This is a genomic window from Streptomyces minutiscleroticus, assembly GCF_014650875.1.
Classification (GTDB): domain Bacteria; phylum Actinomycetota; class Actinomycetes; order Streptomycetales; family Streptomycetaceae; genus Streptomyces; species Streptomyces minutiscleroticus.
The window spans coordinates 1-11,646 of the sequence record NZ_BMVU01000111.1 but is presented as its reverse complement, the minus strand read 5'-3'; the positions used below and the strand labels follow the sequence as shown (position 1 = coordinate 11,646).

General features: G+C 65.8%; 11 protein-coding genes and 2 pseudogenes. 10 read left to right on the top strand and 3 right to left on the bottom strand.

Translation table 11 applies throughout. The annotated features are described in order from the left end of the window. The 4 genes and pseudogenes from IE271_RS39090 to tgmC form a co-directional block, all read left to right on the top strand. A pseudogene (locus IE271_RS39090) lies at positions 1-1,339 on the top strand (hypothetical protein); the annotation flags it as partial. Positions 1,340-1,642: 303 nt separating this feature from the next. Then, complete coding sequence (gene tgmA / locus IE271_RS39085; RefSeq protein ID WP_190195200.1) at positions 1,643-1,891, top strand: putative ATP-grasp-modified RiPP; 249 nt, start codon at positions 1,643-1,645, stop codon at positions 1,889-1,891. Between the two features lie 23 nt (positions 1,892-1,914). Further along, positions 1,915-2,859: an ATP-grasp ribosomal peptide maturase gene (gene tgmB, locus IE271_RS39080; RefSeq protein ID WP_229919926.1), complete on the top strand. Its 945-nt coding sequence runs from the start codon at positions 1,915-1,917 to the stop codon at positions 2,857-2,859. Further along, entirely contained in the window at positions 2,849-3,985 is a 1,137-nt protein-coding gene (gene tgmC, locus IE271_RS39075) for an ATP-grasp peptide maturase system methyltransferase (protein ID WP_190195198.1), read from the top strand. Before tgmB ends, tgmC begins: the two co-directional genes overlap by 11 nt. A 125-nt stretch (positions 3,986-4,110) precedes the next feature. On the opposite strand, the gene IE271_RS39070 is transcribed toward tgmC, so the two are convergent. The 3 genes from IE271_RS39070 to IE271_RS39060 all read right to left on the bottom strand — a co-directional run bounded on the left by IE271_RS39070 (position 4,111) and on the right by IE271_RS39060 (position 7,928). Next, positions 4,111-4,467, bottom strand: a complete 357-nt coding sequence (locus IE271_RS39070) for a protein kinase domain-containing protein (protein WP_229919925.1) — start codon at positions 4,465-4,467, stop codon at positions 4,111-4,113. A gap of 634 nt (positions 4,468-5,101) precedes the next feature. After that, positions 5,102-7,627: a tetratricopeptide repeat protein gene (locus tag IE271_RS39065; protein WP_190195202.1), complete on the bottom strand. Its 2,526-nt coding sequence runs from the start codon at positions 7,625-7,627 to the stop codon at positions 5,102-5,104. Then, positions 7,566-7,928: a hypothetical protein gene (locus tag IE271_RS39060; RefSeq protein ID WP_308435255.1), complete on the bottom strand. Its 363-nt coding sequence runs from the start codon at positions 7,926-7,928 to the stop codon at positions 7,566-7,568. Before IE271_RS39060 ends, IE271_RS39065 begins: the two co-directional genes overlap by 62 nt. A 422-nt stretch (positions 7,929-8,350) precedes the next feature. On the opposite strand from IE271_RS39060, the gene IE271_RS44465 reads away from it, so the two are divergent. The 6 genes and pseudogenes from IE271_RS44465 to IE271_RS39035 form a co-directional block, all read left to right on the top strand. Beyond that, complete coding sequence (locus IE271_RS44465) at positions 8,351-8,608, top strand: helix-turn-helix domain-containing protein (protein WP_506005299.1); 258 nt, start codon at positions 8,351-8,353, stop codon at positions 8,606-8,608. After that, the gene (locus IE271_RS43770; RefSeq protein WP_308435254.1) at positions 8,512-8,856 is read left to right on the top strand and encodes a helix-turn-helix domain-containing protein; all 345 of its coding nucleotides are present in this window, start codon (positions 8,512-8,514) and stop codon (positions 8,854-8,856) included. The genes IE271_RS44465 and IE271_RS43770 overlap by 97 nt, the downstream gene beginning before the upstream one ends. 186 nt (positions 8,857-9,042) lie before the next feature. Next, complete coding sequence (locus tag IE271_RS39050; protein ID WP_190195196.1) at positions 9,043-9,225, top strand: hypothetical protein; 183 nt, start codon at positions 9,043-9,045, stop codon at positions 9,223-9,225. A gap of 169 nt (positions 9,226-9,394) precedes the next feature. Next, the gene (locus IE271_RS39045) at positions 9,395-9,793 is read left to right on the top strand and encodes an IS110 family transposase (protein ID WP_190195195.1); all 399 of its coding nucleotides are present in this window, start codon (positions 9,395-9,397) and stop codon (positions 9,791-9,793) included. Between the two features lie 117 nt (positions 9,794-9,910). Next, positions 9,911-10,204: pseudogene (locus tag IE271_RS39040) on the top strand (transposase); the annotation flags it as partial. A gap of 700 nt (positions 10,205-10,904) precedes the next feature. Beyond that, positions 10,905-11,646, top strand: a 742-nt coding sequence (locus tag IE271_RS39035; protein ID WP_229919922.1) for an ATP-binding protein, incomplete at its 3' end; no start/stop codon positions are given.

Genomic DNA, 11,646 nt, shown 5'->3' with positions numbered 1-11,646 from the left:
CAAGGCCCCGGTGGAGTCCCTCATGCCGCTGCGCCTGGCCCGCTACGGCGTCCCCCTGGCGGACACCGCGCCCATGGGCCTGGCCGCCGCCGGCATCAAAAACCAGACCCCGCCACCTCCCACATCCCCGCAGCCGGCACCGGCCGAACCGGTCCAGCGGCCGCTGCCGCTGCCCCCAGCGGAGGAGGAGTCCGCGCTCACCGTCACCGGTATGCCCTCTCCCGCACCCACCCCGCAGGCATCCACCACGCAGCCCACGGCCGCACTGCTTCCGGAGGACGCCACGCAGAACGGACTGTTCGCCGAGGCCTATCAGGCCTGGCTCGTCCAGTTCCAGAGGGCGCCCACCGCGCACCAGTTCGGCCAGTTCCTGCGCGACCAGTACGCGGTGACCACCGCGGCCGGCGGCCCGCTCTCCGACCGGCAGCTGGCCCCGATCGTCGCCGGCCTCCAGCAGCGCTACGCACCCCCTCCCCCGGCTGACAAGGGCGAGTCGACAACCGATGCCGATGCGGCCGCGGAGGGCTCCTGGGAGGAGTTCTTCTACAGCGCCTGGCTCGACTACGCCAAGGAGCACGGCGCGTACCCGGACGCGGACGCGTTCGCCGCCTTCGTCTTCGCACGGGACCGCATCACTACCCACAATGGCACTCCATTGGCGGGGGAGGACCTCGCCGACTTCGTGACCGCGTTCTGGCAGCGCGATCTCGAAGAGAACCCGCCCGCCACAGCCGACGCCGCGCCCGGCGAAACCGAGCGCCCCAGCCCGCAGCCCGCGATTCCCGCCCAGGCGGAGGCAGAGGGTGCCGGCAATGCGAACGCCGTCCCGGCCGCGCAGGCCGCCCGCGGCCCGGAAGCCCACGCCTCGCTCGAAACGCCCGGGCAGACAGCCGAGGAGCATCCGGAGGACGACCATCAGGGGGGTGAGGGAGAGCCGGAGAGCCCGGAACCGGGGGAGGGGGGCGAACTGACCACGGTGGACCGCTATTACCTGGCCTGGGCGGCCTACCAGGAACAGCACGGCCACGAGCCCAAGGCCCCACAGTTGTCCGAGTTCCTTGCCGGGCAGGGCATCCTCGGCCGGGGAGGGCAGGGGGTGAGTCCCAGTACCCTGCGCCGCTACATGCCCGCCTTCCGGCTCTTCGCGGTGTGGGCCGAGCTGCGTGTGCATACTGCGCAGCCCGATGCGCAGGATGTCGTACGTGAGTGCGTCCAGCGCGGCATCGCCCTGCGTAGGACGGCGCTTACGCCCGAACTGGTGGAAGCCGAAAGTCGCGACTTCGAGCGGCGCTGGCAGGCCCTTACCCGGCAGACCGGACTCATCGAGAGGGCCGACTGATCGGTCGGCGCTCAAGCCGGCCTCGACCGGAAGAGCTGGACTGCGTTTACAGATCTTGCCGCATCGACGATTTGTTGGGGAAGAGTCCTATTTTGGTGAGGAAGTCTTCGAGAGAGTTACGACGGCATTGGAGTCGCCTTGTGAGGCTGATGTTCTTCGGGCAGGCAGCACGATCCACAGATCAAAAAATGCGTGTAGCCAAGATGCCGTCATGCTGGGCGAACAGACCGAATGTCCCCTACCGGCGCGTACAGACGAGGCGGCACACTGCTCCTCATAGGACAGAAGAGACCGGAGGTAAAAATGAGCCACACAACAGCGCCCTGGGGCGTGACACGCATGAAGCCCTACCCCGAAGCCGTGGTTCTTCCCGCCGCAGAAGTCGTTTTGGACCCCCAGACGCAAACCGGCAGATGGATCAGCCCGGACGGCTCGGACATATCCCCTGCAGCCAAGCACAAGAGGTCCGAGACAAGCAAAGAAACATCAACCAAAACGAGTCTGGACGGTCAAACCGATCAAGGCAGCGACCAGGAAGGCGACACGGATTGACGTCGGACGGCTGCGTCCTCATCGTGACGCAGACAGATGACGCAACCGCCGATCTGGTCATCGAGGAGTTGAACCGACGACAGATCCCACTCATGCGCCTGGACCCGGGCGGCTTCCCCACGCACCTCTCCATCACCGCCCACCTCGACAACGACGGAATGCGAGGCCACGCGCAAACGGCTACGCGCATCACCGACTTGGACCAGGTGCGCTCTGTGTACTGGCGCCGGCCACGCCCCTACACAGCCCCGCCCGGACTGGACGACCAGGACAGCCGCTGGTGCAGGGAAGAAGCCCGCTACGGACTCGGCGGCATCCTCGCATCCCTCCCCGGCGCGCACTACGTCAACCACCCATGGCGCAACCGCGATGCCGAATACAAACCCACCCAGCTTGCCACCGCAGCACACTGCGGCTTCGACATACCCCCCACCCTGCTCACGAACGACGAGACGGCCGCCCGGGAATTCATCCGCGACCACGGACCCGTCATCTACAAACCCCTGCGAAGCACGCACTACATCGGCAGCGACGGCCGGGCACTGACCGTATGGGTCGAGGAAGTCGCCCCGGCCGATCTCAATGCCGGCATCACCCAAACCATGCACCTGTTCCAAAAACGCGTGTCATCGGCCGCCGACCTACGGGTGACGGCCGTGGGCGAGGAAGTCTTCACCGTCCGGATCCAGGGGGCGCCCGGTCTGGACTGGCGACGGCACTACGACGACCTGTCGTACACGCTCATCGACACCCCATCCAACCTGGCCAAAAGCGTGCGCCGTTACCTGAACGCCTTCGGACTCGTCTACGGTGCCTTCGACTTCGGCATCGACAAGGATGATCGCACCTGGCTGTACGAATGCAACCCGAACGGACAGTTCGCATGGTTTCCACAACCGATCACCGCCAGGATCGTTAGCGCTATCGCCGACCGGCTCCAGCACGCAGGAGACCAACGTGCCCACTGACCCCACCACGCTCCGCCTGGCCCTCGCCGAGGAAATCGCCGCAGCCGATCCAACCCTTGACGCTGGGTGGCGCGACGCGATCGTGGCCGTGCCCCGCGAACTGTTCCTCGACTCCGCGATCTTTCGTCCCACCGGCAGCGGATGGGAACCCGTATTACGCACACAGATCACAGAGGACGACTGGCTGCACATGGTCTACACCGACCGGACCTGGGTCACCCAGGTCGAGGAGAAAGACGCCGCCGACACCACCGGCCCGATCTCCGGCAGCCCCACCTCCTCCGCCACCCTGCCGTCGCTGGTGGCACGCACCGCCCAAGTAGCACAACTCCGCCCCGGGCAGAAAGTCCTCGAGGTGGGCACCGGCACCGGCTACTCCACCGCTGTCCTGTGCCACCGGCTCGGAGCCGACCACGTGGTGAGCATCGAATACGACCCCGACCTTGCGGCCAGCGCCGCCACACACCTGAGCAAAGCAGGCTGCACACCAACCCTCGCCATCGGCGACGGCCTCCAAGGCTGCAAGGAGCATGCCGATTACGACGTAATCATCTCCACCTGCTCCGTACGAACCATCCCACCCTCCTGGTTCTGGCAACTCAACGACGGCGGATCCATCACCACCACCATCAGCGGCTGGATGCACGCCGCCGGCTTGATCCGCCTCACCCTCGACGACGAAGGAACCGCACACGGCCGATTCACCCACGACACCATCACCTACATGCTCGCCCGCCCCCACGAACGACCCCCCGCCCCACGTTTCTTCCGGCTGGATGGCGACACCCGTCCCACACGCCTCAACCCAGCACTGCTGAAAGAGTGGACCGGACAATTCGTCGCCCAGCTCGCAGCCCCCTCCGCCGAGCTGATGACCACCAGCACTGGCGTCATCCTCCGCGACGTGGCAACCGGATCACAGGCATGGACCGAACCCGACAACCAGGGATGGACCGTGCACCAACACGGACCACTCCGCCTCTGGGACCAGATCGAAACGGCCCTTCAACACTGGCAGAACGCCGGATCCCCCGACCTGACCGGCTTCGGGATGACCGCCACCCCCTTCGAGCAAACCGTCTGGATCGGCTCCCCGGCAGGCCCGAGCTGGCAGCTTCCCGTTTGATTCTCACGCCCCTGGCGGGCCGAGCAACTTTCCCTTACTGCTGCATGCCTCTCCAGCGGAGCACGCTGAAGACAGGTACCCCTCTCCCGGCAGAAAAAGAGGGCAGGCAGGCCTATGGCGAGAGGCTACCCGGCAGATCGGGCGCGCAAGGTTCTCCTCTGGCGCATCAGCGCGGCCTCGGGTTCTGTTCGCCCCGCTTGGCGAAGCAGTGCCCGCAGGGCCGCTCCCGCGACCAGCTCCATGACGATGGCCGCTCCCTGTGGCGCTTCCACATATTCGTACAGGCGTGTCACGTGAGGTGAGTTCAGGTCGCTGAGGAGCTTCGCCTCCTGACGAAAAGCGGTGCAAAACGCAGGGCTGGTGCTCAACTCTTCGTTGAGGTACTTGATGGCTACGTACTGGCCGGTCGCAGCATGGAGAGAGATGACGACCCGGTCGTTACCCCCTCTGGCCAGTTCCTGGACGTCTGCGTAGCCGGGCACGGTCCATCCGTCAATGGACCGTGCGGATGGCGGACGAGCGGTTCCCTCGAGCCCTGCCATTACTCCCCCTATGGCCATGGGTGCTTTCGAGAAAAGTGCCCCCCTGGGATTATGCCAGTCGAGTGCGTACCGAAATACCCCGATGCAGTAACCGTGACTTCACGGCTTCGCTACCGTTCAAATTTCAGTAATGTGGATCTATCAAAGTCAGTCACATTGCAAGCCGAATTATAAAAATGCAGTCAGGAAAGCTTAGATTCGGTCCGTTCTCTCAATCCCATAGGCTGGCCTGGACAGCCGGGCGCCGCGTCTGGCTCCGCCGTAAAAGCCGGAAGCCCCGAGGCTGCCGCAGTTCGGCAGTACAGGCGCAGCCGTACGACAGGCTGACACGGCTCCCGGGTGCTGCGGTCGGCGACGGCGTCCTGGAAGGCAAACATGCACGCCGTCGGCGGCCCGCCGCCGGTGGGACGCTCGGTAGTCCTGTACGCCAATGCGGGAGCAGCCCGGGAATGAGGACTCCTGTCCCCCGGGTGCGGCCGACCTGTCACACCTTTGCCCGTGAAATCTCGGAAAGTGTCCGTACGGTTGGGTCCGCACATACACACGGGCGACCTAAAGAGTAGGTACGTGCTGGTCAGCGGTGACGCGAGTGTTGTTCACGTTTCCACTGCCGCAGCATGCGAGCCATCTGCACGGTCTCGGCCTGGGCAGAGTGCCGCAGCCGTTGACGGTCGGCGACAACCTGTTCCAATAGGTGCACGGCTTCCCCTTGCCGGCCCGTTTTCCAGTAGGCGTTGGCAAGATGGGCGCGGGCTTCCAAGGTGTTCGGGTGCTCGGGGCCAAGCACACGTACGCAGTCACGCACATTCGGCTCCAGGAGGGCGGTCGCCTCATGGCCGAGGTCACTTCCCACATAGCAGCTGGCGAGGCTGGCGCGTCCGGCCAAAGTCTCGGGATGGTCGGTGCCCAGTTGCCGCTCACGGTCGGCGACGACCTGCTTCATCAGAGGAAGCGCCTCGTCGGTGCGCCCGCAGAGCATGTAGGACTGCGCGAGCACGTACCGCACGGTGAGCGTGTTGGGATCGTCCGCTCGGCCGCGTCGGGCATTGACGGGCTCCAACAGGGTGATGGCCTCATCAGCGCGCCCGACCCGGCAGTAACAAGGGGCCAGGTTCACCAGGGTGTTCTCATAGTCGGGATGGCGGTCGCCCAGGTGCCGCTTGCGGTCGGCGGCCACCTGCTCCAGTACGGCAATGGCCTCACTGACGCGGCCGGCGTACAGGTAGGAGGAGCCCAGGTTGGCGCGGGCGATAAAAGTGGCGCGGTGCCGGGAACCCAGCTCCCGCTCGCACTCCACGACGCCGCGTTCCTGAAGAGCGATGGCCTCTCTGAAGCGGCCGGCACTTGTATAGGAACAGGCCAAGTTCGTCCGGGTGAGTAGGGCCTCTCGGTGTCCGGCACCCAGCCGTTGTCCGGCCTGCTCCACCAGAGCCTCCCAGTAGCCGATCGCCGTGGTGAAGTCGCCTGCGGCCATCAAACTCTTCCCGGCGCGCCACACCAGCAGACGCGCCTCCTCCTGAGTCCATACGGTGTCCTCGGCGCAAGCTGTCAGCGCGCTGGCATTGGCCCGAAGGACGGCCGCGAAATCCGGTAGCGTCTCGTCCACCTCGGGCCACAACTGCGCCAGCCCCTCTGCAGCGGCACGCACGATGACGGGCAGATCGCGCGCAGGCACCGTCTCGCGCGCCGCGCGGGCGGTCAGGCTATGCAGCCGGACAATGCGTCGGTTGTCCGTCACACCGTTCGATTCGCTCGAGTCGTCGTCGATCAACCCGTACCGGTGAAGCAGCCGTAGCACGTTGTGTGTCTGTTCAGGGCTCGTGCGGGGCCGCAGCAAACTTCGGCGCAGTCCGAGACGGGGGCGCAGATAATGCAGGACGACCGAGATCTGCCACAACTCGCGGGGATGACCGGCAGGGTCGAGGTGCGCGATCAAACGCAGCACCGGCACCGCGAGTCCGGTCTCGTCGGCGGCTTGGGCGGCGTCCAGGGACAGCAATAATGCTGCCGCCACCTGCCGCCCATACCCCTCAGTGTCCGCGCTCGCGGGCAGCACCTCGTCCAACAGCAGGCGACGGTTGGTGAACAACTGCAGATACTGCCCGCACGTGACCTTCTCGTTGATCATGTAGGCAGCGGCATGAGAGAGAGCCAGCGGCAGCAGCCCCAGCGCAGCGGCCAGGTCGGTTGCAGCACCGTCTTGCAGGTGGGCGGCGTCTGCACGCGTCAGCCGCTCCCCTACATACGCGACGGCCTCGGCCGGCGTATAGCAATCAACCGCCACCACCTCGCGGTCGCCACCGGTCAATACCGCGTCTCGGCAGCGCGTGGTGGCCACAACACGGCCGCGCCCTTTCCCCGAAGCCCGCGGCCACCAGGCCGCAAGCGCCCAAGGGTCGGCCACGTCATCCAGCACGACCAACCACCGGCACCTATCACATGCCAGCCAGTTCAAAAACGCTCGTGCATCGGCCTCGGCATCTTCCCCGTCAGCCCCCTCCGCCCGCACTCGGCGGGCAGCCTGCGCGTACTCTGCGATCACCTGGCCGGGGTAGGTCGCGTTGACCCAGACCAACAGCTCAGTGCCCTCTTCAAGGGCCTCCCACGCCAGCTTGGCAGCGAGCTGAGACTTTCCCACGCCACCTCCGCCGCGCAGCACCTGGGAGAGAACCACCGTGGCATGCCGGTTGCGCGCTGAATCGATGCGCTCGCGCACCTCGGCGCGTTCCTGAAAGCACGACGCCGGTGCCGGTAGGTGTCCTACCACCTGCGGCCACCGCAGCGGCTCGGCAGAAGACTGCACCTTGGTGATGTGCAGAACACCGGAATTGGCGATGGAGTTGTTACCGGTCACCCTGGCGTCCCCGGTATGGTCCACCTGATCGCTTTGGCCGACTGCCGCAGCAGGCCGCTTGCCTGAGGGAGCCTCGGGCGTCCTGCGCAGTTGCTTACCGCCTGCTGCCTTGCTCCCGTTTTTGCCTTTACGGCTACCGGTACGGCGTCCCATGTGTCTGCCCTCAGCCCACCTGGTGCCTGTTTCAGGGCTGTCCAAGATCGATGCCGGTGTTGGCACGGCTGCCCTCACCGCGCGCAACAGCATCACCAGTCCGCTTCACTCGTGTCGATTGATCCGGAATGTCGGCCGATCGGCGTACACCGGTGGACGCACTGGCTCCGTCCTCGGCCTCAGCCCGACCAGTGGCTACAGCGGCATTCCTGCCCCCTGACCGCCGCGCAGCCCCGGAATCGCCTGACGCTGGTTGAAACAGCGCCCACACCAGTGCCGCCACCCCTGTGCCGGCTTGCACAGACGCACCAACCATCTCGCCAGCATCCGTATTGCCCAGCAGCCACACCAGTGGTGTCGAGACAATAACGAGTGCAGCAACAATCAGCACCACAGTCTTGCTATTCCTCAACATGGCGTCCCCCCTCCATCCCGATGGCTTCCTCTGAGCCACCCAAGCCCTCAGAACTACCAGACCGCCACTTCGACTTGCTTCCCTTTCCTGAAAATTCCTCTCGAATGGCGCACGTCGAAGCAAAAGTGAATTCACTCGTACTGGAATGGGAATCTGCTGCTGTCAAACCCGACAGTTTCGATTCGGTTCTTCCACCTCTTGAAGACAGAACGACTTCCGGACCGACATCCGCGCCGCGGCATGGCCGTCGTCGTAGCGCTGCCAGGGTCCATTGCATGATCAGGTTTTGTTCGAGTTCATCCCGTGAGACCAAGGCAGGCCAGGGGACGGTAGTACTCAGCTTGAATGGGCGATGTCCGGGCGGTCGTGACGAGTAATGATCCCTGCGGTACGACGGCTGTATGCGATATGCGCAAGGGGGCGGGCTGACGCCCGCGGAGCAGGGGAAACGGGAGGCCGTGCGGCTGGAGGCGGCCAGGTGGTGCGAGGCCGGGGCGGGCACGGCGCGGATCGCGGCCGAGTTGCGGGTGACGGACCGGTCGGTGCGCCGGTGGCGGGCGGCGTGGCGCCGCGGGGTGCGGCGGGGCTGGCGTCGGCGGGGCCGATGGCGGTCGAGCGGCTGTCGCCGGCGCAGTGGCAGAGACTGGAGGCGGAACTGAAGCGGGGGCCACTGGCCCACGGCTTCGACGATGAGCACCAGGGCTGGACGCTCAGGCGCGTAAAGCTGCTGATCGGGCGGTTGTTCCACATCGGCTACACGGTCCAGGGGGTGTGGCTGCTGCTCAAGCGGCACGGCTGGAGCTGTCAGGTGCCGGTCCGCCGGGCGCTGGAGCGCGACGAGGCGGCGATCGAGGTGTGGAAGACAGTGGGGGTGCCCCCGCTTGCGGGGGAGCGTGGCCGCGGGTAAAAGTACCGCGCACGACCTGGGCGCCCATATCTGCTTCGCGGACGAAAGCGGGCAGTCGCTGATCCCGCCGAAGGGGCGCACCTGGGCGCCGCGTGGGGCCCGGCCGGTGTGCGGGTGGCCGGGCGGCGCGGCGGGCGGGTGAACATCGCCGGCGCGGTGTGCTTCCGGTCCGGGCACCGGCCGCGGATGTTCTACAAGCTGCACGTCCACCGCGGCCGCAAGGGCGAGCCGAAGACCTTCGCCGGGAGCGACTACCGGGACTTCATCCGCATGGTGCACCGGCAGCTCGGCACCCCGGTGGTGTGGGTCTGGGACTGTGAGAATGGCAGTGTCTCGTCCGAGCCGCGGTCTAACCCGGTCTGGGACTGACCTTGATGTCCTGAGAGTTGATCTGTCGGCCGGGGCTCGGGCGAGGCAGTACGGTCCTGAATGGTGCGGTTGTGTCCCGATAGGGGCTTTCGCCATGGCACCCTCACAGTCTTGACCACCCGCCGGACCAGGGCCGCTGATGTTCGACCGCTCAGGACGGAGAAGTGCCATGACTGCACACGGTCCGGCCCGACAGGCACCACGCAAGACCGCCCACGCGACCAACGTCGTTCTGGGGGTGGACACCCACAAGGACGTGCACGTCGCCACCGTGCTCACCACGCTCGGCGCCCTGCTGGCCACGGGCTCCTTCCCGACGACGCAAGCCGGCTATGTTGACCTGCTGGCCCGGGCCCGTTCCTTCGGCACCGTCCGGCAGGCGGGAGTGGAAGGCACCGGCTCCTACGGAGCCTCGCTGTGCCGTTACCTGCTCGCCGAGGGAGTCCAGGTCATCGAGGTCAACCGACCGGACCGTGCGGCCCGGCGCCAGCACGGCAAGAGCGACGCAGGAGAAACGCACCCGGCTCTACCTGCAGCGACGCAGCGCACAGGGCAAGACCAAGCGTGAAGCCATCCGCTGTCTCAAGCGCTACGTGGCCCGCGAGGTCTACCGATTCATCGTGGCCGCACCACTTCCGCAGCCTCAGCCCATGGCTGCTTGACGCAACATAGGGGCATCAACCTGGTGCACCTGCAGCAGGAGATCTTCGACTTCGAGGCGGAGCACAAGGACTGGCTAATCATCTTCCACCTGCCGCCCTACGCACCGGAGATCAACCCGCAGGAAGGCATCTGGAGCCTGCTCAAGCGCTCCCTCGCCGACTTCGCCGCCGCCGACCTCACACACCTGACCCGGGTCATCAAGCGGAAACTGAAGAAGATCCAGTACCGGCCGCACCTGATCACCGGTTGCCTGCCGACCACCGGGCTGGACCTCGACGGACTGATCAACGAACCGGACATCGCCAATTCAGCCTGAGTAACAAGTCAGACACTCCCCTGAAAATGCAACGTCGACAGTATTCTGCGTACGGGCTTCCAGCCATAGGCATCGCACCGTATACGGGGCCGCATTGTACGTTCAGGTGATGACGGCTCAGTGACGGTAGGTGACTGATGCCACGGGGGTCCAACAGGTAAAGAATGGGCGTTGCGAACGAGCAATTGCGTGAAAACGCTGGGAGTTTACCCGGTTTGACGCACGATTATCGCGAAGTGTCAAACTTGGCACCAAGACTACGTCGACATCCGAATCTATCAGGTCGGCAATCCGGCATGCGTCAAAGGTGACACAAACCCAGGTTACCGAGGAAGGGGAATTATATGGGCAGCTCGATCGACCTATTGACAGTCGCGCGTGCCGAGGCGATCTTCAGTAGTGACCTGCCTACAGGAGTTCAGCTGAATCGAGCTGAGATTGCTACGGCCATTGAACAAGCCGTTCGTGCTCACGGCGGCAGTCGCGGCTGTGCTCTGATTCTCGCTGGCTCCTATGGAGATCAACCGGAGATCGCCTGCCCCGAATGCGCTGGGCATTACAGCAGGTCCGCTCTTGCCACCGCCTGTCACACCCTGTCTGAACGCCGATCCGCGCATTCTCAGCCCTCGGCACGGCCGACTGCGGGAAGCAGATCGACTCAAGCACTCGCTTGTTGGTCTCATCGCGGAGTCACGGAACGATGCTGAATAATGATGTGAAGGGAATCGCGATGCGTATTTTCGATCGCTCCGAAGACCTGGGGACCCTGAGCGAGGCGTTTGGCGAGAGCGCCCGCGGAAACGGCCGGCTCGTGATCGTCACGGGCGGCCCCGGCTCCGGGAAGACCGAACTCATTCATGAATTCCTGACGATGTTGGGCGGAACGAGCGCACACATATTGGCCGGTACGGCCAACGCCGCCGATCAGGACCGCCCGATGAGCCTGATACGGCAATTGACGCCCAACGGCGGCATGGCGTGCGAGGCGTCAGACGGCGCGCGGCCGGCAGGGGGCTCCGGGGAGGAATTACCGCGGCTGGGCGTGCACGGGCGCAAAGCCGCCGAGACGGTGAGGCAGGAGACGGCCGAGGCGCTGCTGCGGCTCGCCGGCGAGGAGCGGCCCCTGGTCGTCGCCGTCGACGACGCGCATCTGATGGACCGGGCGTCGCTGGGTGCGCTGGTCCGTCTGCTGCGCCACAGTCGTTTTCGCCGGGTGCTCGTCGTGTGCGCCACGGAGGGGCGCAGCGGTGCCGGGGGCGTCGACGTGCACGCGGAGCTGATACGCCAGCCCCACCGCCGCGTGCGGCTCGCCCCCCTGTCGGAGCGGGGTGTGGGTGCGTTGCTGGCCGCCCAGGCGGGCCGCGTGCTGCCCGGCAACGTCGGCCGCGCCTACCACCGGGCGACCGCGGGCAGTCCCCTGCTGGTGCACGCCCTGCTGGACG

Bases quoted from the DNA above. Each gene is read 5' to 3' on its own strand.
- IE271_RS39045 (WP_190195195.1), top strand. From the start codon at position 9,395: ATGACTGCACACGGTCCGGCCCGACAGGCACCACGCAAGACCGCCCAC.
- IE271_RS44465 (WP_506005299.1), top strand. From the start codon at position 8,351: ATGCGATATGCGCAAGGGGGCGGGCTGACGCCCGCGGAGCAGGGGAAA.
- IE271_RS39050 (WP_190195196.1), top strand. From the start codon at position 9,043: ATGTTCTACAAGCTGCACGTCCACCGCGGCCGCAAGGGCGAGCCGAAG.
- IE271_RS39065 (WP_190195202.1), bottom strand. From the start codon at position 7,627: ATGCTGTTGCGCGCGGTGAGGGCAGCCGTGCCAACACCGGCATCGATC.
- tgmA (WP_190195200.1), top strand. From the start codon at position 1,643: ATGAGCCACACAACAGCGCCCTGGGGCGTGACACGCATGAAGCCCTAC.